Source organism: Pseudomonas sp. AL03, assembly GCF_029960815.1.
GTDB lineage: Bacteria > Pseudomonadota > Gammaproteobacteria > Pseudomonadales > Pseudomonadaceae > Aquipseudomonas.
Genome location: NZ_JASBRE010000007.1, coordinates 185,776 through 208,987, shown reverse-complemented (window position 1 = coordinate 208,987; position 23,212 = coordinate 185,776). Strand labels below are relative to the sequence as shown.

Below are 23,212 nucleotides of genomic sequence, written 5' to 3'. Positions count from 1 at the left end.
AGACAGTGGGGGCGAGTCCATACATAGCAGCTGGCGAAGCCTGCGTTCGGCTGCGTAGCAGTCGTGAAATCAGTCGACCGGTTCTTTCAGGTAAGCCGTGGACTCAGGATTCACGACTGCTGCGCAGCCGAACGCAGGCTTCGCCAGCTGCTACAGGATTCGCGTTGGGTTTGGTGCTTGTGTATGACTGAAGTACCCTGCACGCCAAAATTGACAGGTATCCCGCCACCCCATGCTCTTCCTGATCGCTTACATCAGCAGCGTCGTGCTGATCAACTACGCCTTTTCCACCGCTCCACAACTGGACATCATCTGGTCGGCCTGGGGTGGTTTGGTGTTCGTTTTGCGCGACATGGTGCAAACCCGTTTTGGCCATGGCGCGATCGCGGCGATGCTGGCGGCGCTGGTACTGTCCTACGTGACGTCCGATCCGTCCATCGCGCTGGCCAGCGCCACGGCCTTCGCGGTGTCCGAGTGCATCGACTGGCTGGTGTTCAGCATTACCAAGCGTCCTTTGCACGATCGCCTGTGGATAAGTTCGGCGCTGAGTATTCCCCTCGATACATTCATCTTTTTCGGCATGATCGATGCGTTCACCCCAGGCGTGATCCTCACCGCCATGGGCTCGAAGTTCGCGGGCGTCACGGCCGTGTGGCTGATCATGGCCTGGCGCTTGCGCAAACAGGCCGTCGCCAGCTGAAGCCAAACCCCTCGGTTCATGTAAAATGCCGCGCTTTCTCCCCATGGGAAGCGCGCCAGGCGCGACCCTCGATGATCCGCTTCTGAGGACCTGAGATGACCCGTATCGGAACTCCATTGTCGCCAACCGCGACCCGCGTATTGCTGTGTGGCTGTGGCGAGTTGGGCAAGGAAGTGGTGATCGAGCTGCAACGCCTGGGCGTTGAAGTGATTGCCGTGGATCGCTATGCCAATGCGCCGGCCATGCAGGTCGCCCATCGCAGCCATGTGATCAACATGCTCGACGGCGCCGCCCTGCGTGCGGTGATCGAGGCCGAAAAGCCGCACTTCATCGTGCCGGAAATCGAAGCCATTGCCACCGCGACCCTCGTGGAACTGGAAGCCGAAGGCTTCACCGTGATCCCGACCGCTCGCGCCGCGCAGTTGACCATGAACCGCGAAGGCATCCGTCGCCTGGCTGCTGAAGAGCTGGACCTGCCGACCTCGCCGTACCACTTCGCCGACACCTTCGAAGATTACAGCAAGGCCGTCCAGAACCTGGGCTTCCCTTGCGTGGTCAAGCCGGTCATGAGTTCGTCGGGCAAAGGCCAGAGCCTGCTGCGCAGTGCCGATGACGTGAAAACCGCTTGGGATTACGCGCAAGAAGGCGGCCGCGCCGGTAAAGGCCGCGTGATCGTCGAAGGCTTTATCGATTTCGACTACGAAATCACCCTGTTGACCGTGCGTCACGTCGGTGGCACAACGTTCTGCGCGCCAGTCGGTCACCGTCAGGAGAAGGGCGACTATCAGGAATCCTGGCAGCCACAAGCCATGAGCCCGATTGCCCTGGCCGAATCCGAGCGCGTTGCCAAAGCCGTCACTGAAGCCCTGGGTGGCCGTGGTCTGTTTGGTGTTGAGCTGTTCATCAAAGGTGATCAAGTCTGGTTCAGTGAAGTCTCGCCGCGTCCACATGATACGGGTTTGGTGACGTTGATTTCCCAGGACCTGTCGCAGTTCGCGCTGCACGCGCGGGCGATTCTAGGCTTGCCGATTCCGTTGATCCGTCAGTTCGGGCCTTCGGCTTCGGCGGTCATTCTGGTGGAAGGGCAGTCGACTCAGACAGCTTTCGCCAATCTGGGGGCCGCGTTGAGCGAGCCGGACACGGCGTTGCGTCTGTTCGGCAAGCCTGAGGTGAATGGTCAGCGTCGGATGGGTGTGGCGTTGGCGCGGGATGAGTCGATTGAAGCGGCTCGTGCTAAAGCGACCCGTGCATCCCAAGCAGTTGTTGTAGAGCTGTAACCGAGGCGCGCCCTTCGCGGGCAAGTCGGATCGCCGCACCGCTCGCTCCTACAGGATTAGGTCAATCCATAAGCATGTATTCGACCTGGGACCGTAGGAGCGAGGCTTGCCCGCGAAGCTTTTTCTATCAGGCAACCCGATTCAAATCGTTATTTCGCGTTTCCTTCAGGCACAGCACAGCAATCAAACTCAGCACCGCCGCCCCCGACACATACCCATCGACATAACTCAACCCCCCCCCATCGCCACCAGCTTCTGTGCGAAGAACGGTGCCGCTGAGGCGCCGACAATGCCGCCCAGATTGTAGGCCGCCGACGCACCGGTATCACGCACGTGAGTTGGGAACAGCTCCGGCAGCAGTGCGCCCATTGGTGCAGACGTCACGCCCATCAGAAACAGCTCGATGCACAGGAACAGCGCCACGCCCCAGGTTGAACCTTGGGTCAGCAGCGGTTCCATCAGGAATCCGGACAAAATCGCCAGCACGCCACCGATGATCAGCACCGGTTTGCGCCCGAAACGATCGCTGGCCCAGGCCGACAGCGGGGTGGCAGCGGATCCCTGACAGTCATGTGCCCCAGTGGAGCGAATTATTATGGTCGAACACCCAGGGATGTGGGTTTAACGCAGAGTGCGGGTAGCACTTGGGTATGGCGGGGCTTGGGTAAGCGGCTCGCCACAGGGCACGTGTCGGGCTTTAGATAGCGGCGGGAACCGAACTGATATGCCAGATCAAAACCCGGCTGACGCGATTGTCTTCCGTCTCCAGAATCTCCAGGCGATAACGCCCGATCTTCAGGCATACCGCACTTTCTGGAATCGTCTCCAACGCCTCGGTCACCAACCCGTTGAGGGTTTTCGGACCATCGCTGGGCAAGTGCCAGCCGAGGCTCTTGTTCAGTTCGCGAATCGACGCCGCACCTTCGATTACCAGGCGGCCATCCGCTTGCGGATGGATGTGCGGGTTATCCAGGCTGTGCTGGCTTTCGAACTCGCCGACGATTTCTTCGAGAATGTCCTCCAGGGTCACGATGCCGAGCACTTCGCCGTACTCGTCGACCACCATGCCGAGGCGTCGCTGTTGTTTGTGGAAATTCAACAGTTGCAGCTGTAACGGGGTGCTTTCCGGTACGAAGTAGGGGTCGTGGCTGGCCGCCAAGAGCGCTTCCATGGTCAGGCTGGAATCGTGCAATAAGTGACGGATCTGCCGGGTGTTGAGCACCGCTTCGACCTGGTTGATGTCGCTGTGGAACACCGGCAGGCGTGTGCGTTTGTTTTTGCGCAGTTGCTCGATGATGTCTGAGAGGGAGTCGTCCAGGTTGATCCCCTCGACGTCACTGCGTGGCACCAGAATGTCGTTGACCGTGATGTTGTCCAGCGCATGGATACCTGACAGCGGGTGCGGGCGGCACACGGCGTGCTCGTGATCGTTGTGCCGATCGTTCGGTGCCTCGTCTTCGCTCTGCTGCACCACTTTGACTTTGCGGGCGAACGGTCGCACCAGCAACTGGCTGATGCCATTGAGCAGCCAGGCGGCGGGATAGACGATTTTCAGTGGCGCGCCAAGCAAGGTGTTGCCCAAGGTCAGGACGGCGTCCGGATAGCGAGCGGCGAGGGTGCGCGGCAGGTAGTCGGCGAACACCAGAAGCACGGCGCCAGCCCCGAGGCAGGCCACCCATGGACCGTTTTCCGCCCAGGCGAAAATCGCCAGCAATGTGCTGATGACCACAACCAATGCGCGGCACAGGGTGTTGCAGAGGATCAGGCTATTGAGCGCAAAGCTTAGCTTTGCCACCGGCTTGTCGTTCGAACGCGAAGCGGTCCGCTGGGCGAGCAACTGCTGTTGTGCAACTTCGATGGCGGTAAACAGCCCCGACCATAAAATCAGCAGGGCCACTACCGCGAGCATCGGCCCTATGGGCAAGTCGTCCATTAATGCCGCCCGTCAGATATGCAGGATGTATTCACGAACCAGCTTACTGCCGAAATACGCCAGCATCAGCAGGCAGAAACCGGCGAGGGTCCAGCGAATGGCCTTGTGTCCGCGCCAGCCGAGGCGGTTACGGCCCCAGAGCAGCACGCTGAATACGATCCAGGCGAGGCACGCCAGCAAGGTTTTGTGCACCAGGTGCTGGGCGAACAGGTTGTCGACGAACAGCCAGCCGGAGATCAGCGACAGCGAGAGCAGGGTCCAGCCGGCCCAGAGGAAGCCAAACAGCAGGCTTTCCATGGTTTGCAGCGGCGGGAAGTTCTTGATCAGGCCGGACGGATGCTTGTGCTTGAGCTGATGGTCTTGAACCAGCAGCAGTAACGCCTGGAACACCGCGATGGTGAACATGCCGTAGGCGAGGATCGACAGCAGGATGTGGGCGAGGATGCCCGGTTCTTCGTCGATGATCTGCACCGTGCCGGCGGGGGCGAACTGCGCGAGCAGCACGGTGGCGCCACCGAGCGGGAACAGCAATATAAGCAGGTTCTCCACCGGGATCCGCGAGCAGGCCAGCAGCGTCAGGGCAATCACCGCGGCGGCAATCAGGCTGGCGGCGCTGAAAAAATCCAGGCCCAGGCCGATCGGTGTCAGCAGGTGGGTGAACAGGCTGGCGCTGTGAGCCAGCACGGCAAGCACGCCGAGCGTGACCAACAGGCGCTTGTTCGCCTTGGCGCCGATGGCCAGACGAGTGCTCTGATAGAGGGTCGCAGCGGCATACAAGCAGGCGGCGGCGAGGGTAGTTAGCAAACTGGGTGACAAGGGGAGCATAAATCCTGTTAGGCAAGCCCGAAAGGCGCTGAGTTTGGCATAGAACCCCCGCAGCACGAAAGACCATGCAACCTGACGACGAGGTGTCCGCCAGGCGCAGTCTTCGCTATAATCCGCGACCTGCCCACGCCGCAGGCTCGCCGAGCACATGTTTATTCCGGTCTGGGCCGCCATTATCCCGGTCTACACAGGGCCTGAAAGGATCGCGCAATGTTTGAAAACTTAACCGACCGTCTCTCGCAGACGCTGCGCCATGTCACCGGCAAGGCCAAGCTGACCGAGGACAACATCAAAGACACCCTGCGTGAAGTGCGCATGGCGTTGCTCGAAGCTGACGTCGCCTTGCCGGTGGTGAAAGACTTTGTCAATTCGGTCAAGGAGCGCGCCGTCGGCACCGAGGTGTCGCGCAGCCTGACGCCGGGCCAGGCCTTCGTGAAAATCGTCCAGGCCGAACTCGAAAGCCTGATGGGCGCGGCCAACGAAGACCTGAACCTGAGCGCCGTTCCGCCAGCCGTCGTGCTGATGGCCGGTTTGCAGGGCGCGGGTAAAACCACCACCGCCGGCAAACTCGCGCGCTTCCTCAAAGAGCGCAAGAAGAAGTCGGTCATGGTTGTGTCTGCGGACGTTTACCGTCCGGCAGCGATCAAACAGCTGGAAATGCTCGCAGGTGAAGTCGGCGTAACCTTCTTCCCGTCCGACCTGAGCCAGAAGCCAGTCGACATCGCGCAAGCGGCTATTAAAGAAGCAAAACTGAAATTCATCGACGTCGTCATCGTCGATACCGCCGGTCGTCTGCACATCGACGAAGAGATGATGGGCGAGATCAAGGCGCTGCACGCTGCGATCAACCCGGTCGAAACGCTGTTCGTGGTCGACGCCATGACTGGTCAGGACGCCGCCAATACGGCTAAGGCCTTCGGCGATGCACTGCCGCTGACCGGCGTGATTCTGACCAAGGTCGACGGCGACGCCCGTGGCGGTGCTGCGCTGTCGGTCCGCGCCATCACCGGCAAGCCGATCAAGTTCATTGGTATGGGTGAGAAGAGCGACGCGCTCGAGCCGTTCCACCCAGAGCGTATTGCTTCGCGCATCCTCGGCATGGGCGACGTGCTCAGCCTGATCGAGCAGGCCGAACAGACCCTCGACAAGGACAAGGCCGACAAACTGGCCAAGAAGCTGAAGAAGGGCAAGGGCTTCGACCTCGAGGACTTCCGCGATCAACTGCAACAGATGAAAAACATGGGCGGCCTCGGCGGCCTCATGGACAAACTGCCGAACATCGGTGGTATGAACCTGGCGCAGATGGGCAACGCCCAGGGCGCGGCAGAGAAACAATTCAAGCAGATGGAAGCCATCATCAATTCCATGACCCCGGCCGAACGCCGCGACCCTGAGCTGATCAGCGGTTCGCGCAAACGCCGGATCGCCATGGGGTCCGGCACCCAGGTGCAGGACATCGGTCGCTTGATCAAGCAGCACAAGCAGATGCAGAAGATGATGAAGAAATTCTCCGCGAAAGGCGGAATGGCCAAAATGATGCGCGGCATGGGCGGTATGTTGCCCGGCGGCGGTATGCCGAAAATGTAAAGAATTCGCGCCGACAGTCATGTCGGCGCAACCCCACATGGAAGTGGGATCTCCAGCAAACCCGCACTTGGCGGGAGCTGACTGGCCGTTTTCAACGACGGCTCTATAGCAAATCTTGATGGCGACCGATAGGCCGCCGGAAAAAGACATTTGCAAAAGTCCGGATATTCCTTAGAATATGCGGCCTTTCGGGCACCTATGCCCGCTGTGCCTTTAGATTTGCAGCACCGACTACAGGAACGATGTTCACATGCTAACAATCCGTCTTGCCCTTGGCGGCTCCAAAAAGCGCCCGTTTTACCACTTGACCGTAACCGACAGCCGCAACCCGCGCGACGGTTCGCACAAGGAACAGGTTGGTTTCTTCAACCCTGTTGCTCGTGGTCAAGAAGTTCGTCTGTCCGTGAACCAAGAGCGCGTAGCCTACTGGCTGAGCGTTGGTGCACAACCTTCTGAGCGTGTTGCTCAGTTGTTGAAGGACGCTGCTAAGGCTGCGGCCTGAGCAATATGAACGCGACGCCAGCCATTGCTGATGATTTGATCGTTATCGGCAAAATCTATTCGATTCACGGTGTTCGCGGCGAAGTGAAGGTCTTTTCCTTTACTGATCCAATTGGAAACCTGTTGGACTACAAAACCTGGACGCTCAAGCGTGAAGGCGTTGTACGGCAGGTAGAGCTGGTCAGCGGCCGTGTTCATAACGGCAAGTTTCTGGTCACAAAGCTCAAGGGTCTCGATGATCGTGAAGAAGCTCGTCTTCTGGCCGGTTATGAGATCTGCGTGCCGCGTAACCTGTTTCCAGATCTGACCGACGGCGAGTACTACTGGTACCAGCTGGAAGGTCTCAAGGTCATCGACCAACTCGGGCAACTACTCGGGAAAATCGATCACCTGCTAGAGACTGGCTCGAACGATGTCATGGTGGTCAAGCCTTGCGCTGGCAGCCTGGACGATCGCGAACGCCTGTTGCCCTATACGGAGCAATGCGTGTTGGTAGTCGACCTTGCCGCGGGCGAGATGAAGGTGGAATGGGATGCGGACTTCTAAGCGTGGCTAATTTGCGCGTAGAAGTGATCAGTTTGTTTCCCGAGATGTTCTCCGCCATCAGCGAGTACGGCATCACCAGTCGTGCGGTGAAACAGGGGCTCTTGCAGCTCACCTGTTGGAATCCGCGAGACTACACGACGGATCGACATCACACTGTGGATGATCGCCCATTTGGCGGTGGTCCGGGCATGGTGATGAAGATCAAGCCCCTGGAAGATGCGTTGGTTCAGGCCAAGGCAGCAGCCGGGGAGGCGGCGAAGGTCATTTACCTGTCCCCCCAAGGCCGTCAACTGACTCAGTCGGCGGTACGCGAGTTGGCGAATTCGGATGCATTGATCCTGATTGCCGGCCGCTATGAAGGCATTGACGAGCGTTTTATTGAAGCTCATGTCGATGAAGAGTGGTCGATTGGCGACTATGTACTGTCTGGCGGCGAGCTGCCGGCGATGGTCCTGATCGATGCGGTTACACGACTGCTGCCTGGAGCTTTAGGGCATGCGGACTCCGCCGAGGAAGATTCCTTTACGGATGGTTTGCTGGATTGCCCGCACTACACCCGACCGGAGGTGTATGCGGATCAGCGTGTTCCCGACGTATTGCTAAGTGGCAATCACGCGCATATCCGGCGTTGGCGTTTACAGCAGTCCCTTGGTAGGACCTTTGAACGACGCGCCGATCTTCTGGAAAGCCGCTCGCTTTCTGGAGAAGAGAAGAAGCTGCTCGAGGAATACATCCGCGAGCGGGACGATAGTTAACAACGTATCGATGGTAGATCCGACGATCTACCTTAGGAGCACAGCATGACTAACAAAATCATCCTTGCACTCGAAGCAGAGCAGATGACCAAAGAGATCCCTACCTTTGCCCCGGGCGACACTGTTGTCGTTCAGGTGAAAGTGAAGGAAGGCGACCGTTCGCGTCTGCAAGCGTTCGAAGGTGTTGTTATCGCCAAGCGTAACCGCGGCGTAAACAGTGCTTTCACCGTTCGTAAAATCTCCAACGGTGTTGGCGTAGAGCGTACTTTCCAGACCTACAGCCCGCAAATCGACAGCATGGCCGTTAAACGTCGCGGTGACGTACGTAAAGCCAAGCTGTACTACCTGCGTGACCTGTCCGGTAAAGCAGCTCGCATCAAGGAAAAACTGGCTTAAGTCCAGCTTCCGATGCAGAAAAAAGCAGCCTACGGGCTGCTTTTTTGTTGCCTGCGATTTATCTTCCTTGGCCGTACTGCCGGTCTTGCCTGAGCCTTTATGCCCGCCATCGATCATCCTTTGATAGACCAATTTCTCGACGCGCTGTGGCTGGAGAAAGGTCTTTCCGATAACACCCGCGATGCCTATCGCAGCGACCTGGCCTTGTTCAACGGCTGGCTGCAGGAGAAGGGGCTGGAGTTGATCAACGCCGGCCGTGAGTTGATCCTCGATCACCTGGCCTGGCGCCTGGAGCAAAACTACAAGCCCCGCTCGACGGCGCGATTTCTCTCCGGTGTGCGTGGCTTTTATCGCTATTTGCTGCGGGAAAAGCTGATCGCCGTCGATCCGACGTTGCGCGTCGATATGCCACAGCTCGGCAGGCCATTGCCCAAATCCCTGTCGGAAGCGGATGTCGAGGCTTTGTTAAGCGCCCCGGACCTGAGCGAAGCCATCGGTCAGCGAGATCGCGCCATGCTCGAAGTGCTTTACGCCTGCGGCTTGCGTGTGACTGAGCTGATCAGTCTGACACTGGAGCAGGTCAATCTGCGCCAAGGCGTGCTGCGAGTGATGGGCAAGGGCAGCAAGGAGCGGCTGGTGCCGATGGGCGAGGAGGCGATTGTCTGGGTCGAGCGTTACCTGCGCGATGGCCGCCAGGAATTGCTCGGCGGGCGTCCCAGCGATGTCATGTTCCCCAGCCGGCGCGGCGAGCAGATGACTCGGCAGACCTTCTGGCATCGCATCAAGCACCAGGCCAAGGTCGCCGGGATCGGCAAGTCGCTGTCGCCGCATACCCTGCGTCATGCCTTCGCCACGCACCTGCTCAACCACGGAGCCGACCTGCGGGTGGTGCAAATGCTGCTCGGCCACAGCGATCTGTCGACCACGCAGATCTATACACACGTCGCCCGCGCACGCTTGCAGGATCTGCACGCCAAACATCACCCGCGCGGTTAGTGCAGAACTGTGTAGCAGCTGGCGAAGCCTGCGTTCGGCTGCGAAGCAGACGTAAATCCTGAGTTCACGGTTCAACTGAAACACTGCAGTGCCTTGTTTCACGACTGCTTCGCAGCCGAACGCAGGCTTCGCCAGCTGCTACCCAAGCGTCGTACACCGGAAGTAAGGTGTCTTGTCTGGCGCATTCGGCCACAGGGGCCTTATGTGGTAGGCTTTGCCGGTTTGCACGATGGGCGATTATGACCCGGTGTTTCGGCACGGGCGTTCTGATCGTCCCATTTGTCCGCCTTCAGGAGTTCTCATGCGTCTGACCCATATTTTCGCCGCCGCAGCCATTGCGTTGGTCAGCACCTTTTCCGTCGCCGATGACGCGGCCGACAAAGCCATTCGTAAAAGCCTGGAAAACCTCCAGCTCGAGGTGCCAGTAGAAACCATCACCGCCAGCCCGCTGCCAGGCCTGTACGAAGTCAAACTCAAGGGCAGCCGCGTGCTCTACGCCAGCGCCGATGGCCAGTACGTGGTTCAGGGTTACCTGTTCCAGCTCAAGGACGGCAAACCGGTCAACCTGACCGAGAAGACCGAACGCCTGGGCGTTTCCAAACTGGTCAACGCAATCCCTGTCGCGGAAACCGTGGTTTACCCGGCAATCGGCGAAACCAAGTCGCACATCACCGTGTTCACCGACACCACCTGCCCGTACTGCCACAAGCTGCATGCCGAAGTGCCTGAGCTGAACAAGCGCGGCATCGAAGTGCGTTACGTCGCGTTCCCGCGCCAGGGCCTGGGCTCGCCGGGTGATGAACAGCTGCAAGCAGTCTGGTGCTCGAAAGACAAAAAAGCCGCCATGGACAAAATGGTCGACGGCAAGGAAATCAAGGCCGCCAAATGCGATAACCCGGTTTCCAAACAGTTCGCCCTCGGTCAGTCGATCGGCGTGAACGGCACACCGGCCATCGTTTTGGCTGATGGCCAAGTCATTCCGGGCTACCAGCCTGCGCCACAAGTCGCCAAACTGGCGCTGGACGCGAAATAAATTTGCATCGTCACGGTCAGCCATTGACGATCATGGTCCGGCGGTAACATTCACCGGGCCATCAATAGAGAACCGCGAGCATGCGGTTGTTTTCACGGCCGGCCTTGAGTCGGCCGTTTTATGGGGAGTTCACAGTGAAACCGGTCAAAGTAGGCATCTGTGGGTTAGGGACCGTCGGTGGCGGTACCTTCAACGTACTTCAGCGCAACGCCGAGGAAATTGCTCGTCGTGCCGGGCGTGGAATCGAAGTGGCACAAATCGCCATGCGCACGCCAAAGCCTCAGTTCCAGACGACCGGTATTGCGATTACCAACGATGTCTTCGAAGTGGCCACGAACCCTGAGATCGACATCGTCATAGAGCTGGTGGGCGGCTACACCGTTGCCCGTGAGCTGGTACTCAAAGCGATCGAGAACGGAAAACATGTGGTAACCGCGAACAAGGCGTTGATCGCCGTTCACGGTAACGAAATTTTCGCCAAGGCCCGCGAGAAGGGCGTGATCGTTGCGTTCGAAGCCGCCGTGGCCGGTGGTATTCCGGTGATCAAGGCGATCCGTGAAGGCTTGTCCGCCAACCGTATCAACTGGGTCGCCGGGATCATCAACGGCACCGGCAACTTCATCCTCACCGAAATGCGCGAAAAGGGCCGGACCTTCGAAGACGTACTCGCCGAGGCGCAAGCCCTGGGTTACGCCGAAGCCGATCCGACCTTCGACGTTGAAGGCATCGACGCGGCTCACAAGCTGACGATCCTGGCGTCCATCGCATTCGGTATTCCGCTGCAATTCGACAAGGCCTACACCGAAGGCATCACCAAGCTGACCACCGCTGACGTGAACTACGCCGAAGCGCTGGGCTATCGCATCAAGCACCTCGGTGTGGCTCGCAGCACGCCTGCCGGTATCGAGTTGCGTGTGCATCCGACGCTGATCCCTGCCGATCGCCTGATTGCCAACGTCAATGGCGTGATGAACGCGGTGATGGTCAACGGTGATGCCGCCGGTTCGACCCTGTTCTACGGCGCCGGCGCCGGTATGGAGCCGACCGCTTCGTCGGTCATCGCCGACCTGGTGGACGTGGTTCGCGCCATGACGTCCGACCCGGAAAACCGCGTGCCGCACCTGGCCTTCCAGCCAGATTCGCTGTCGGCCCACCCGATCCTGCCGATCGAAGCCTGCGAAAGCGCCTATTACCTGCGCATCCAGGCCAAGGACCATCCGGGCGTGTTGGCCCAGGTCGCGAGCATCCTGTCGGAGCGCGGCATCAACATCGAATCGATCATGCAGAAGGAAGTCGAAGAGCACGACGGCCTGGTGCCGATGATCCTGCTGACCCACCGTGTGCTGGAACAGCACATGAATGACGCGATCGCCGCTCTGGAAGCCTTGACGGGCGTGGTCGGTCCGGTCGTACGGATCCGCGTCGAGCACCTGAACTAAGCCGTTATCGTTCACTGGGCCCGCGCGCGGGCCCGGGTTTGCGAACACTGTCTATTGGAGCCAGTCATGCGTTATATCAGTACCCGCGGCCAGGCACCGGCCCTGAATTTCGAAGACGTCCTGTTGGCCGGTCTGGCCACGGACGGTGGTCTGTACGTCCCGGAAAACCTGCCACGTTTCACCCAGGAAGAAATCGCTTCCTGGGCCGGCCTGCCGTATCACGAGCTGGCCTTCCGGGTGATGCGCCCGTTCGTCACCGGCAGCATCCCCGATGCCGATTTCAAAAAGATCCTCGAAGAAACCTACGCTGTGTTCTCGCACAACGCCGTCGCGCCATTGCGTCAGCTGAACGGCAACGAATGGGTACTGGAGCTGTTCCACGGCCCGACCCTGGCGTTCAAGGACTTCGCCCTGCAACTGCTCGGTCGTTTGCTCGACTACGTGCTGGAAAAGCGCGGTGAGCGCGTGGTGATTGTCGGCGCTACTTCCGGCGACACCGGTTCGGCCGCCATCGAAGGCTGCAAGCACTGCGAAAACGTCGACATCTTCATCCTGCACCCGCACAACCGCGTGTCCGAAGTGCAGCGTCGCCAGATGACCACGATCTTCGGTGAGAACATCCACAACATCGCCATCGAAGGCAACTTCGATGACTGCCAGGAAATGGTCAAGGCCAGCTTCGCCGACCAGAGCTTCCTCAAGGGCACGCGCCTGGTCGCGGTGAACTCGATCAACTGGGCGCGGATCATGGCCCAGATCGTTTACTACTTCCACGCCGCCCTGCAACTGGGTGGCCCGGCGCGTTCGGTGTCGTTCTCGGTGCCGACCGGTAACTTCGGCGACATCTTCGCTGGTTACCTGGCACGCAACATGGGCCTGCCGATCAACCAGTTGATCGTCGCCACCAACCGCAACGACATCCTGCACCGCTTCATGAGCGGCAATCAGTACGTCAAGGAAACGCTGCACGCCACGCTGTCGCCGTCGATGGACATCATGGTGTCGTCGAACTTCGAACGCCTGCTGTTCGATCTGCACGGTCGCAACGGCGCCGCGATTGCCGGTTTGATGGACACCTTCAAGCAGGGTGGCGGTTTCAGCGTCGAAGAGGAGCGCTGGACCGAAGCTCGCAAACTGTTCGATTCGCTGGCCGTGGATGACGCTCAAACCTGCGAAACCATCGCCGAAGTCTTCGAGCAAACCGGCGAACTGCTGGATCCCCACACGGCTATCGGTGTGAAGGCTGCACGCGAGTGCCGTCGCAGCCTGGATACCCCAATGGTGATCCTCGGTACGGCCCACCCGGTCAAATTTCCGGACGCCGTGGAAAAAGCAGGCGTAGGAAAAGCGCTCGAACTACCTGCACATCTTTCTGATTTGTTTGAGCGAGATGAGCGCTGCACCGTGCTGCCAAATGACCTGAAAGCCGTCCAGGCCTTTGTCAGTCAGCATGGCAACCGCGGCAAGCCTCTGTAACCAATTAAAACTGTCACATTTTGAAGCCCGTCTCCTGACGGGCTTTCTCATTTCTGCATGTCACACTTGTCGTGATACGTACATGAAGAGTCGCCCCATGAAGGACGGGCGAGTTCATCGCCAAGGAAGTGACAATGTTGTTTTTCAGTAGATTGAAACCAGCCGTGTGCTGGGTATTTTTTTTAGCCGGCACCCTGGGCTTTGCTCAATGGGGGAGCGCGTCGCAATTGGCGGCCTCCGAGTCCAAAGGATCGGTCGCCGGCCCAACGATCGAGCTGGATGCTCAGGAGTTGAAATGGATTGCCGAGCATTCGCAAGTCATCGTCGCCTCGGTGCAATATCCGCTGTACCTGTTCAAGGATGAGCACGGCCACTGGAGCGGTTTGAACAATGATCTGCTCAACCGCATCAGCGCCATGACGGGATTGCACTTTGTTCATGAAGAGTCGTTTTCTACCGATCAGCTGCTTGGACGGCTGGAAAGCGGTGCCGCGGACATGAGCACGACGTTGGCGATGAATGACGAACGCAAGACGTTTCTGGATTTCAGTCATGCGTTCGGAGGCGCTGGCTGGGTGTTCGTCGGGCGAGCCGGGGAACCAGTGGTGCAATCCTTGGAGCAGCTGTCGGGAAGGGTCCTGGTGTTGCCGACGCGGCATGCGCTGGAGGCTACGATTCGCCGCGACAATCCGGACATCGACCTGCGCTCGGTTAAAACCTATATGGAAGCCCGGGCGCTGGTCGAAAGCGGTGAGGCCTATGCCACCATCGAAAACGAAATAGGAGCACAACTCTATCCGTCCGGTCAGCTCAAGGTCGGGTATACGGTGGAGGGCAAATGGGAGGCGGAGCACGTGGCCGTACGCAAAGGTCAGCCGCAATTGTCGAGCATCCTCAACAAGGCGCTTGAAGCGTTTCCTCCTGCCGAATTGCGCGCCATCCGCCTGAAATGGCTCAATGGGATTGCCCCCGTTCAAGTGCCCGGCAAATGGCACCGGCTCACCCAGTGGGGCTGCTGGGGAGTGTTTATCGTCAGTCTGTTCGGCCTGCTGTCTCTGCTCTGGAACCGTCGGCTCACGGTATTGATCCAGCAGCGCCTGGATGCCGAGAAAAATCTGAGTGATCAGCTCGCTTTCCAGCATGCGTTGGTGGACGCCATGCCCGATCCGATGTTTGTTCGTGATCTGGAAGGGCGTTTGATCATGTGCAACAAAAGTTATGAAGAGGGCTTGTCGACTCGTTTTGACCAGGTTCAGGGACGACAGTTGATTGAACAGGATGTCTTGCCCAAAGCGACTGCCGAACTGCTCCATGCAGAGTTCATGGCCCAGCTCGGTACGCGCAAGACCCGCTTCAGTGAGCGTCAGTTGATGTTCAATAACGGCGTCAGGCATGTCTATCAGTGGACGGTGCCTTTTTACAGTGCCGATGGACAATTGCGCGGCCTGCTGGGGGGATGGACCGATATCGGCAAGCGCAAGAAGCAGGCGTGACGCGGCTGTTTTTTCTCTGTCATCTTGGCCGTGCATGCTCTATTGACCAGAGGCGCAGGTTCGCCTGCAGTCGGTATCCAGAACTTTCTTCTCGGGCCAGAGGTCATTTACGGTAGGCACGCCCCAGGCACTTTGTTTTTGGACTATTGAGTGGTGATCGAGATGGAAAATATCAGTCTATTGCTCGGTGAGGCTCTGAGCCCGTATCAGGTTACATTGACCCCGTCTGGGACCCATGGCGAATGCCTGGTGACACTGATGAATGCGACCGGCGCTATCGTGGTCGAACGCGCGTTCAATCAGGCCCAGTTGACCAGCAAGCGTCTACTGACGGATGTGGTCGACGGGTTGCATCGCGACGTGCTGATCGCGGAAGGTCGGCTGGAGCCCTGCGTCATAGCGGCGTTGCGCAATGCGGCTCAGGACAAGATCCTGGCCAATCGAAATTGAATTGTTTTTTGTGGGAACCTTCCTGCGCCAATGTCAGTCAGATCATGTAACAGCAGGATCAAGCATTGTGCTCCGGTGCTTGTAGCTTGCTGTTACTGGTCTTTATATAGGCCACGTTTAACCCCGAGTCGTCTCCCCACTTCTCGGGGTTTCTTTTTGCCTGCGATTTGTCATTGCGCGGCCTGTTGTATGAAAAATGCCCGGCTGGCTTCCAGGTAGTCGCTGCGACTTTCGGGGTCCAGCCAGGCGGCGTATGCCTGGCTCAAATGATCGTGGGGCAGGGTGCGCAGCAGTTGGTTGATCTCGATGATCGCCTGCCGGCCCTGGGGTGTGTCGGTACAGCCGATGTAGCCGGACAGGTATTTGCCCGTGCCGCGAATCGGGTAGAACTGCAATTCATCCTCCGCGATCCCTTGCTGCTGGGCCTGGTAGCGGATTTCCGGGCGGTATCCCAACAGCATCCGCAAGCGCCCCAGACGTTGCATTTGCAACAGGCTGCCCAAGGCGTCGTTACCGTAGTGGAGGGTCAGTGAGTGGGCGGGTGCTTGTTTGAGCCGCGCGTCGAGATATTCGCCATAGTTGCGCTCGGCAATAATGCCCAGCTTCTCGTGGCCACTGGCCAACAGGGCAACCAGGTCCACTTCGCCATCCTTGATGAAGGGCGTCAGCACCTCCCGATCATCGCGGCGTACGGCCAATCCATTGCTCATGGCCCGAAACACCGGAATGGAAAACACGATCCAGCTATCGCGCTCCTTGCTCCAGTTCAGCGCCGCATCGCACGTGAGGGATGGCTCGTGGAGCATTTGCAAGCCGCGAGCGCGATTGACTCGCATCAGGGTGTGCTCGTATTGCGGCATGCGGGCGATCAGCAGCGGTAACAATTGATCGATCACTCCCTGGTCCTTTTTCGATCCTTCGAAAATCATCAGCGGTGGAAGGTCACGCAATAACCAGACCAGGGTTTCTTTCGGTTGCGCCAACGATGACTGAGCCTGGCCGGCGAGCAAAAGGAAAAACACGAACGCGCACACTGCTCGCCCGCCGCGCGTCAGGCAGTGATTGATGGGTCGCGTAAGCAGGCGTTTCAGCTTAGATCGCCCCGGCTTCACGCAGCTTTGCGATCTGCTCCTTGTCGTAACCAAGATCGTTGAGTACCTGCGCATTGTGTTCGCCCAACTGCGGTCCGACCCACTCTGAAGTGCCGGGTGTCTCAGAGAGTTTCGGCACTATTCCCGGCATCTTGAAATCTTTACCGTCCGGCAACTTGGCTTTCAGGAACATTTCCCGGGCCAGGTACTGTGGATCATTGAACATGTCTTCAGCGCTGAAGATCCGACTGACCGGTACGTCGGCCTGATTCAACTGCTCGATGATGGCGTCCAGCGGCAGTGAGCTGGCCCAGCGATCAATCACCCCATAAATCTCGTCGCGACGGCTATCGCGTCCGTCGTTGCTCGCCAACGCAGGGTCGTTGGCCAGGTCATCGCGACCGATGATCAGCATGAAGCGTTTGAAGATCGCGTCGCCATTGGCGCCGATCTGCACATGCTTGCCGTCGGCACTGGTGTGGATCGAGGAGGGTGTGATGCCCGGCATGATGTTGCCGCTGCGCTCGCGGATGAAACCGAACACGTCGAACTCGGGGACCATGCTTTCCATCATGGCGAAGATCGCTTCATATAGCGCCACATCCACCACTTGGCCCTGGCCGCCGTTGACTTCGCGATGACGCAGAGCCATCAGTGCGCCAATCACGCCCCAAAGCGCGGCAATGGAATCGCCGATGGAAATTCCGGTGCGCACCGGTGGTCGGTCTTCGAAGCCGGTGATGTAGCGCAGACCTCCCATTGATTCACCGACGGCACCAAAGCCTGGCTGATCCTTCATCGGCCCGGTCTGACCGAAGCCCGAGAGACGCACCATTACCAGTTTCGGGTTCAGTGCGTGCAAGACTTCCCAGCCCAGACCGAGTTTTTCCAACACGCCCGGGCGAAAATTCTCTATCAGGATGTCCGCTTCGCTGAGCAGTTTTTTCAGAATGGCCAGGCCGTCGGGGTGTTTCAGGTTCAGCGTCAGGGACTTCTTGTTGCGCGCCTGAACGAACCACCACAGCGAAGTGCCTTCATACAACTTGCGCCATTTGCGCAGTGGATCGCCGCCATCGGGGGACTCGATTTTGATCACTTCGGCACCGAACTCGCCGCAAATCCTCGAGGCAAACGGCCCGGCGATCAACGTGCCCAATTCAATGACTTTCAGACCTGAGAGCGGTTTTCCGGTGAGCGGCATGCTGAATCCTGTAGGACAGTGGCTGAGCGAATACAGCGTTTTAACATAGCCGAACGTCAGACGACCAAGGTTGATCGCCTTCCATTCGTGGATTGCCTACCGCATCGGTTAGACTTGCCGCCTTTCCCCGTATCAAGAAGCCCGTTCATGGCCCAGCCGTCCACGACCTACAAGTTTGAACTGAACCTTACCGACCTCGACCGCAACGTGTACGAGAGCGTGAAGCAAACCATCGCTCGTCACCCTTCGGAAACCGAAGAGCGCATGACCGTGCGGCTGCTGGCCTACGCCTTCTGGTACAACGAGCAGCTGTCGTTCGGTCGGGGTCTGTCAGACGTGGACGAACCTGCCCTGTGGGAAAAGAGCCTGGACGATCGAGTTCTGCACTGGATCGAAGTCGGCCAGCCAGACGCCGATCGCCTAACGTGGTGCTCGCGTCGCACCGAGCGCACCAGCCTGCTGGCCTACGGCAGCCTGCGCGTCTGGGAAACCAAAGTGATCCCGGCGATCAAAAACCTGAAAAACGTACACATCGCGGCCGTGCCTCAGGAAGTGCTGGAAACCTTGGCCAAAGACATGCCCCGCGTTATCAAGTGGGACGTGATGATCAGCGAAGGGACGATTTTCGTCACCGACGACCGTGGTCAACATGAAGTCCAGTTGCAGTGGTTGAGCGGCGAACGCGGCTAATTATTCGCCGCTAACCTGCGTCATCCGGTTTTATCCTACGTATTCAAGAGAAGCACCTGTCACCCCATGCGCATCGAACCTCGCCTGTTGCCCGACACTCTGCCATTCCTCGGTGATCTGCCGCCGCTGCTGACCCGTCTGTACGCGGCGCGGGGCGTGCTGTCCGAGGCTGAACTGGACAAGAGCCTGACGCGGCTGATCCCGTTCCAGCGGCTCAAAGGTATCGATGCGGCGGTGGATTTGCTGGTGACGGCGCTGGAGCAGCGTCAGCGGATTCTGATCGTCGGTGACTTCGACGCCGATGGCGCGACGGCCAGTACAGTGGGCATGCTGGGCTTGCGTCTGCTGGGTGCGGCTCACGTCGACTATCTGGTACCGAACCGTTTTGAGTACGGCTACGGCCTGACGCCGGAAATCGTTGAAGTGGCTTTGACCCGCGATCCGCAGTTGCTCATTACCGTGGATAACGGTATTTCCAGCGTTGAAGGCGTGGCGGCGGCGAAAAAGGCCGGGCTGAACGTCCTGGTCACCGATCACCACTTGCCCGGCGATGAACTGCCACTGGCCGATGCCATCGTCAATCCGAACCAGCCAGGTTGCGAGTTTCCGAGCAAGGCACTGGCCGGCGTCGGGGTAATTTTTTACGTGTTGATGGCCCTGCGCGCGCGCTTGCGCAGCCTCGGCTGGTACGAGAGCAAGCCGCAGCCAAACATCGGCGAGTTGCTGGACCTGGTGGCGCTGGGCAGCGTCGCCGACGTGGTGCCGCTGGATGCCAACAACCGGATTCTGGTGCACCAAGGCCTGGAACGGATTCGCGCCGGGCGTGCTCGGCCAGGCATCAAGGCAATCCTTGAGGTGGCCAAGCGTGACTCTGCGCGCATCACCTCCACTGATCTGGGTTTCATTGTCGGCCCACGCCTGAATGCGGCAGGAAGGCTGGATGACATGAGCTTGGGCATCGAATGCCTGCTCACGGAAGACGCCGGTCTGGCGCGTGAAATGGCGGTTCAGCTCGACGGCATGAACCAGGACCGCAAATCCATCGAGCAGGGCATGCAGCGTGAAGCGCTGGCTCAACTGAAAGATTTGCCGGTCGAGTCGATGCCGTTCGGCTTGTGCCTGTTCGATCCCGAGTGGCACCAGGGTGTCATCGGAATCCTTGCATCGCGTATGAAAGATCGCTATTTCCGTCCGACCATTGCCTTTGCCGATGCGGGCGATGGCTTGCTCAAGGGCTCGGGGCGTTCGGTTCAGGGTTTTCATATTCGCGACGCGTTGAGCGTGGTGGCGGCGCAGCATCCGAATCTGATCAGCAAATACGGCGGCCATGCGATGGCAGCCGGCCTGACGTTGCCGGAAGCGAATTTTCCGTTGTTCGCCGAAGCCTTTGACGCTGAAGTGCGTAGGCAATTGCGTGAAGAAGACCTGACCGGGCGCCTGCTGACGGACGGCACCCTGGCGGTCGAGGAATTCCACCTGGAACTGGCTCGCGCCCTGCGCCATGCCGGTCCTTGGGGGCAGCACTTCCCTGAGCCGCTGTTTCATGGGGTGTTCCAGTTGGTCGAGCAGCGCGTCGTCGGCGAGCGACACCTCAAAGTGGTGCTGAAAAGCGAATGCGGCTCGGTGAAGCTGGATGGCATTGCCTTCGGAATCGACCGCGACATCTGGCCGAATCCGACCATCAAGTGGGTGGAATTGGCCTACAAACTCGACCTTAACGAGTTCCGTGGCAACGAGACGGTGCAGTTGATGATTGCCCACATCGAACCGCGTTGAACCCTTCGCGAGCAGGCGATCTCCCTCACGCCAAATATCCCCGGAACCCTCCCTCATCCCCCGATGTCGACTAGGCTCTAAGCACTGCTTGATTATCCTTGTGACGTCTTGTCGAATTTTTGCCCGCGGGGGCGGGTGCTGCACCTTTTTCCTGTCACTCGTCGACTTTTCAAACAGAACCCTGGAGCCTGCCCACTGATTCGAGAGGTGCCCCATGAGTCTGCTGCTTGAACCCTATACCCTTCGCCAATTGACCCTGCTCAACCGCATTGCGGTGTCGCCGATGTGCCAGTACTCCAGCGTCGATGGACTGGCCAATGACTGGCACCTGGTCCACCTCGGCAGCCGCGCTGTCGGCGGGGCCGGCCTGGTGTTTACCGAAGCCACGGCGGTGACCGCCGACGGACGCATCACCGCCGAAGACCTCGGCCTGTGGAACGATGAACAGATCGAACCTTTGCAACGCATCACGCGCTTCATTGCGGCTCAAGGCGCTGTGGCCGGCATTCAATTGGCTCACGCTGGGCGTAAGGCCAGCACCCATCGGCCGTGGATTGGCAAACATGGCAGCGTCAAACCCGAAGACGGTGGCTGGGTTCCGGTGGGCCCTTCGCCGATTGCTTTCGACCCGCAGCACACACACCCCACACAGCTCGATGAAGGCGAGATCGCTGAGGTCATTCAGGCCTTTGTCGCTTCGGCCAAGCGAGCACTGACCGCCGGTTTCAAAGTGGTCGAAATTCACGCCGCCCACGGTTATCTGTTGCATCAGTTTCTTTCGCCCCTGAGCAACCAGCGGCGCGATCAATACGGTGGTTCGTTCGAGAATCGAATCCGGCTGGTTCTACAAGTCACCGAAGCGGTGCGTGCGGTGTGGCCTGAAGAACTACCGCTGTTCGTTCGGGTGTCGGCCACCGATTGGGTGGAAGACGGCTGGAACCCGGATGAAACCGTGGAGCTGGCGCGACGCCTCAAAGCGTTGGGTGTGGACCTGATTGACGTCTCGTCGGGTGGTACCGCGGCCAACGCCGAGATTCCTACAGGTCCCGGTTATCAGACCCGCTTCGCCGAACGTGTGCGCAAGGAGTCAGGCATTGCTACAGGCACTGTAGGGATGATTACCGAACCGGCGCAGGCCGAGCACATTCTGCGTACCTGCCAGGCTGACATCATCTTCCTGGCTCGTGAGTTGTTACGAGATCCGTACTGGCCGCTGCATGCCGATGATGACCTCGGTGGGCGCAAGGCCATCTGGCCGGCGCAGTATCAGCGGGCAACCCATCGTGACCAGCCGATTCACGAGTCGGATTTACGCGACTGATTGACGCTGTAAAACCAAAAAGCCCCGGTCGATTTGACCGGGGCTTTTGCGTTTCTACAGCTATCAGGTGTACTTGCGCTTATCCGGTGCCGGTGGGAAGTACTGGTACAACCAGGTTTCACTCAACGTCCGGTCGTGGGTGCGAATGAACAACCGCAGTTCCACTGGCTCCACGCTGTCATTGGTCGGGAACCAGTCAAAAGTAATGCGGTATCCCTTGATGTCATCCAGCACCAGCACGTTAAAGTCCTTCACCTGCCCATTCGAGCAGGTGACCACCGGCTCGATCCCCGCACCTTCCGGCAAGCGGTCCAGGCCGCCGCCCGTGAAGTCCACGGCAAACCGTCGAGCCCAAACCTCCGGGTAATGCTCGCCGGGGGCCCAGCCTTCGATGAAGCCGCCCATGCCCGAACGAGTGGCGTTGACCCGCGCCAACGGCGTACCCACTGGCGGCAGAGCGCTCCAGTAGAGCTTGTAGCCGTAGTTCAGTGAATCACCGGCCGCGACCGGTTTTTTCGGGGTCCAGAACGCGACGATGTTATCGAGGGTTTCGCCGGTCGTAGGAATTTCCATCAGATCGATAGAGCCTTCACCCCACGCGGTCGTAGGCTCTACCCACAGGCTCGGGCGCTTGCTGTACCAGTCGACGGTGTCCTGATAGCTGGCGAACTCATGATCGGTCTGCACCAGGCCGAAACCTTTCGGGTCAGTGTCGGCGAAGGCATTGAATTGAAGGGTGGCCGGGTTGTTCAGCGGGCGGCAGATCCACTCACCGTTGCCGCGCCACATGGCCAGGCGATCAGAGTCGTGGATCTGCGGGTGAATCGTGTCGCACATGCGTCGTTCATGGGTGCCGCAGCTGAACATGCTGGTCATCGGTGCGATGCCCAGTTGTTCGATGGCGGTGCGCGCGTTGATGTGGGCATCGATGCCCATGACGACCTGGCTGGCCTGACAGTCAATGTCGAAACGGTAGGCACCGGTAGCGCTTGGCGAGTCCAGCAGGGCGTACACCACGAAGCGGGTGCTGTCCTTGTCCGGGGTCTCAAACCAGAACTTGGTGAAGTCCGGGAATTCTTCACGCTTCTTGGCATACGTATCAATCGCCAGACCGCGAGCCGACAGACCGTACTGGCCCGAGGCATCTACCGCACGGAAATAGCTGGCGCCGAGGAATGACAACACGTCGTGCTGGTCCAGCTCCGGGGCCTTGAACAACTTGAACCCGGAGAACCCCAGATCGCCCGTGAGCTGCTTGGTGTCGACCGTGGTTTTTTCATAGTTGAACAGGGACGGACGGAAATGCACCTCTCGCGCCTGACGAGTCTTGGGATCGACGCTGTACATGCGCACCGGTTGCTTGAAACCCATGCCAACGTGGAAGAACTGCACATCCAGCTGACCGTTGAGGTCATTCCACAGCGAATGGTTGCCGTCGTAGCGGATCGCGTTGAAATTTTGCGGCGTCATGGTCGCCAAGGTCGGCGGCAGCACCTGCTTGGTGTCCTGATATCGATTGCCGGCGAGCTGCTTGGCCTGGATCTTCAGCGTTTCAAAGTCGAACGCCTGAGCTTCGCCATCCGCCGCGCTGTTACCGGCCCAGGCCCGCGCAGCCAGCAGGCCGCTGGCTGACAATCCGGTGTAGGCAGCGATGGCCATGGATGCTTTGAGCAAATTCCTGCGGTGCATAAGTACAACCTGTCGTGAACAATCCCGCGCCGTTCCT

General features: G+C 59.1%; 21 protein-coding genes and 1 pseudogene. 16 read left to right on the top strand and 6 right to left on the bottom strand.

The window, feature by feature from the left end; genetic code table 11:
- Window positions 1-232 precede the first annotated feature (232 nt).
- Window positions 233-700, top strand: a complete 468-nt coding sequence (locus QK293_RS10075) for a VUT family protein (protein WP_282377058.1) — start codon at window positions 233-235, stop codon at window positions 698-700.
- A gap of 95 nt (window positions 701-795) precedes the next feature.
- The gene (purT, locus tag QK293_RS10070; RefSeq protein WP_282377057.1) at window positions 796-1,977 is read left to right on the top strand and encodes a formate-dependent phosphoribosylglycinamide formyltransferase; all 1,182 of its coding nucleotides are present in this window, start codon (window positions 796-798) and stop codon (window positions 1,975-1,977) included.
- Between the two features lie 127 nt (window positions 1,978-2,104).
- Here purT and QK293_RS10065 read toward each other — a convergent pair.
- The 3 genes and pseudogenes from QK293_RS10065 to ccsA form a co-directional block, all read right to left on the bottom strand.
- Window positions 2,105-2,535 (bottom strand): annotated as a pseudogene (locus tag QK293_RS10065) (MFS transporter); the annotation flags it as partial.
- A gap of 139 nt (window positions 2,536-2,674) precedes the next feature.
- A complete protein-coding gene (locus tag QK293_RS10060; protein ID WP_282377056.1) occupies window positions 2,675-3,910 on the bottom strand; it encodes a transporter associated domain-containing protein in 1,236 nt (411 codons plus the stop codon).
- 12 nt (window positions 3,911-3,922) lie between these two features.
- On the bottom strand, window positions 3,923-4,735 hold the full coding sequence (gene ccsA / locus QK293_RS10055; protein WP_282377054.1) for a cytochrome c biogenesis protein CcsA: 813 nt from the start codon (window positions 4,733-4,735) through the stop codon (window positions 3,923-3,925).
- A 210-nt stretch (window positions 4,736-4,945) separates the two neighbouring features.
- Between ccsA and ffh the strand changes: the two genes are divergently transcribed.
- From ffh to QK293_RS10000, 11 genes are all read left to right on the top strand, one after another.
- Window positions 4,946-6,322 (top strand): signal recognition particle protein, encoded by a 1,377-nt coding sequence (gene ffh, locus QK293_RS10050; protein ID WP_282377053.1) that lies wholly within the window; start codon window positions 4,946-4,948, stop codon window positions 6,320-6,322.
- Between the two features lie 250 nt (window positions 6,323-6,572).
- The gene (rpsP, locus tag QK293_RS10045) at window positions 6,573-6,824 is read left to right on the top strand and encodes a 30S ribosomal protein S16 (RefSeq protein WP_007944872.1); all 252 of its coding nucleotides are present in this window, start codon (window positions 6,573-6,575) and stop codon (window positions 6,822-6,824) included.
- Window positions 6,825-6,829: 5 nt separating this feature from the next.
- On the top strand, window positions 6,830-7,369 hold the full coding sequence (gene rimM / locus QK293_RS10040; protein ID WP_282377052.1) for a ribosome maturation factor RimM: 540 nt from the start codon (window positions 6,830-6,832) through the stop codon (window positions 7,367-7,369).
- Window positions 7,351-8,124, top strand: a complete 774-nt coding sequence (gene trmD, locus QK293_RS10035) for a tRNA (guanosine(37)-N1)-methyltransferase TrmD (protein ID WP_282377051.1) — start codon at window positions 7,351-7,353, stop codon at window positions 8,122-8,124. The genes rimM and trmD overlap by 19 nt, the downstream gene beginning before the upstream one ends.
- A 45-nt stretch (window positions 8,125-8,169) precedes the next feature.
- Window positions 8,170-8,520, top strand: coding sequence for a 50S ribosomal protein L19 (gene rplS / locus QK293_RS10030; RefSeq protein ID WP_063322826.1), 351 nt, complete (start codon window positions 8,170-8,172; stop codon window positions 8,518-8,520).
- Window positions 8,521-8,619: 99 nt separating this feature from the next.
- Window positions 8,620-9,516 carry a site-specific tyrosine recombinase XerD gene (gene xerD / locus QK293_RS10025; protein WP_282377048.1) on the top strand — a complete coding sequence of 299 codons (897 nt, stop codon included), beginning with the start codon at window positions 8,620-8,622 and terminating at the stop codon, window positions 9,514-9,516.
- A gap of 301 nt (window positions 9,517-9,817) precedes the next feature.
- On the top strand, window positions 9,818-10,549 hold the full coding sequence (gene dsbC / locus QK293_RS10020; RefSeq protein WP_282377046.1) for a bifunctional protein-disulfide isomerase/oxidoreductase DsbC: 732 nt from the start codon (window positions 9,818-9,820) through the stop codon (window positions 10,547-10,549).
- Between the two features lie 134 nt (window positions 10,550-10,683).
- Complete coding sequence (locus QK293_RS10015) at window positions 10,684-11,988, top strand: homoserine dehydrogenase (protein ID WP_282377044.1); 1,305 nt, start codon at window positions 10,684-10,686, stop codon at window positions 11,986-11,988.
- A gap of 66 nt (window positions 11,989-12,054) precedes the next feature.
- Window positions 12,055-13,464, top strand: coding sequence for a threonine synthase (gene thrC, locus QK293_RS10010; protein WP_282377042.1), 1,410 nt, complete (start codon window positions 12,055-12,057; stop codon window positions 13,462-13,464).
- Between the two features lie 134 nt (window positions 13,465-13,598).
- Window positions 13,599-14,957, top strand: coding sequence for a transporter substrate-binding domain-containing protein (locus tag QK293_RS10005; RefSeq protein WP_282377040.1), 1,359 nt, complete (start codon window positions 13,599-13,601; stop codon window positions 14,955-14,957).
- 162 nt (window positions 14,958-15,119) lie between these two features.
- Window positions 15,120-15,407 carry a DUF3509 domain-containing protein gene (locus tag QK293_RS10000; RefSeq protein WP_282377038.1) on the top strand — a complete coding sequence of 96 codons (288 nt, stop codon included), beginning with the start codon at window positions 15,120-15,122 and terminating at the stop codon, window positions 15,405-15,407.
- Between the two features lie 170 nt (window positions 15,408-15,577).
- Here QK293_RS10000 and QK293_RS09995 read toward each other — a convergent pair whose 3' ends face one another.
- Window positions 15,578-16,573 (bottom strand): TIGR02285 family protein, encoded by a 996-nt coding sequence (locus QK293_RS09995; RefSeq protein WP_282377037.1) that lies wholly within the window; start codon window positions 16,571-16,573, stop codon window positions 15,578-15,580.
- Window positions 16,500-17,699 carry a CaiB/BaiF CoA-transferase family protein gene (locus QK293_RS09990; protein WP_282377036.1) on the bottom strand — a complete coding sequence of 400 codons (1,200 nt, stop codon included), beginning with the start codon at window positions 17,697-17,699 and terminating at the stop codon, window positions 16,500-16,502. The genes QK293_RS09995 and QK293_RS09990 overlap by 74 nt, the downstream gene beginning before the upstream one ends.
- A gap of 147 nt (window positions 17,700-17,846) precedes the next feature.
- Between QK293_RS09990 and QK293_RS09985 the strand changes: the two genes are divergently transcribed.
- The 3 genes from QK293_RS09985 to QK293_RS09975 all read left to right on the top strand — a co-directional run bounded on the left by QK293_RS09985 (window position 17,847) and on the right by QK293_RS09975 (window position 21,486).
- Entirely contained in the window at window positions 17,847-18,389 is a 543-nt protein-coding gene (locus tag QK293_RS09985) for a YaeQ family protein (RefSeq protein ID WP_282377035.1), read from the top strand.
- Between the two features lie 66 nt (window positions 18,390-18,455).
- Window positions 18,456-20,165, top strand: a complete 1,710-nt coding sequence (gene recJ / locus QK293_RS09980; protein ID WP_282377034.1) for a single-stranded-DNA-specific exonuclease RecJ — start codon at window positions 18,456-18,458, stop codon at window positions 20,163-20,165.
- 214 nt (window positions 20,166-20,379) lie between these two features.
- A complete protein-coding gene (locus QK293_RS09975; RefSeq protein ID WP_282377032.1) occupies window positions 20,380-21,486 on the top strand; it encodes an NADH:flavin oxidoreductase/NADH oxidase in 1,107 nt (368 codons plus the stop codon).
- 63 nt (window positions 21,487-21,549) lie between these two features.
- Here the strand turns inward: QK293_RS09975 and QK293_RS09970 are convergent, their stop codons facing one another.
- A complete protein-coding gene (locus QK293_RS09970; protein WP_282377030.1) occupies window positions 21,550-23,175 on the bottom strand; it encodes a glucan biosynthesis protein D in 1,626 nt (541 codons plus the stop codon).
- Window positions 23,176-23,212 lie beyond the last annotated feature (37 nt).

Bases quoted from the DNA above. Each gene is read 5' to 3' on its own strand.
- dsbC (WP_282377046.1), top strand. From the start codon at position 9,818: ATGCGTCTGACCCATATTTTCGCCGCCGCAGCCATTGCGTTGGTCAGC.
- QK293_RS09985 (WP_282377035.1), top strand. From the start codon at position 17,847: ATGGCCCAGCCGTCCACGACCTACAAGTTTGAACTGAACCTTACCGAC.
- QK293_RS09995 (WP_282377037.1), bottom strand. From the start codon at position 16,573: ATGCGCAGGTACTCAACGATCTTGGTTACGACAAGGAGCAGATCGCAA.
- QK293_RS09970 (WP_282377030.1), bottom strand. From the start codon at position 23,175: ATGCACCGCAGGAATTTGCTCAAAGCATCCATGGCCATCGCTGCCTAC.
- purT (WP_282377057.1), top strand. From the start codon at position 796: ATGACCCGTATCGGAACTCCATTGTCGCCAACCGCGACCCGCGTATTG.
- QK293_RS10005 (WP_282377040.1), top strand. From the start codon at position 13,599: ATGTTGTTTTTCAGTAGATTGAAACCAGCCGTGTGCTGGGTATTTTTT.
- rimM (WP_282377052.1), top strand. From the start codon at position 6,830: ATGAACGCGACGCCAGCCATTGCTGATGATTTGATCGTTATCGGCAAA.
- QK293_RS10000 (WP_282377038.1), top strand. From the start codon at position 15,120: ATGGAAAATATCAGTCTATTGCTCGGTGAGGCTCTGAGCCCGTATCAG.
- xerD (WP_282377048.1), top strand. From the start codon at position 8,620: ATGCCCGCCATCGATCATCCTTTGATAGACCAATTTCTCGACGCGCTG.
- thrC (WP_282377042.1), top strand. From the start codon at position 12,055: ATGCGTTATATCAGTACCCGCGGCCAGGCACCGGCCCTGAATTTCGAA.
- QK293_RS10060 (WP_282377056.1), bottom strand. From the start codon at position 3,910: ATGGACGACTTGCCCATAGGGCCGATGCTCGCGGTAGTGGCCCTGCTG.
- ccsA (WP_282377054.1), bottom strand. From the start codon at position 4,735: ATGCTCCCCTTGTCACCCAGTTTGCTAACTACCCTCGCCGCCGCCTGC.
- recJ (WP_282377034.1), top strand. From the start codon at position 18,456: ATGCGCATCGAACCTCGCCTGTTGCCCGACACTCTGCCATTCCTCGGT.
- QK293_RS10075 (WP_282377058.1), top strand. From the start codon at position 233: ATGCTCTTCCTGATCGCTTACATCAGCAGCGTCGTGCTGATCAACTAC.
- ffh (WP_282377053.1), top strand. From the start codon at position 4,946: ATGTTTGAAAACTTAACCGACCGTCTCTCGCAGACGCTGCGCCATGTC.
- QK293_RS09990 (WP_282377036.1), bottom strand. From the start codon at position 17,699: ATGCCGCTCACCGGAAAACCGCTCTCAGGTCTGAAAGTCATTGAATTG.
- rpsP (WP_007944872.1), top strand. From the start codon at position 6,573: ATGCTAACAATCCGTCTTGCCCTTGGCGGCTCCAAAAAGCGCCCGTTT.
- trmD (WP_282377051.1), top strand. From the start codon at position 7,351: ATGGGATGCGGACTTCTAAGCGTGGCTAATTTGCGCGTAGAAGTGATC.
- QK293_RS09975 (WP_282377032.1), top strand. From the start codon at position 20,380: ATGAGTCTGCTGCTTGAACCCTATACCCTTCGCCAATTGACCCTGCTC.
- rplS (WP_063322826.1), top strand. From the start codon at position 8,170: ATGACTAACAAAATCATCCTTGCACTCGAAGCAGAGCAGATGACCAAA.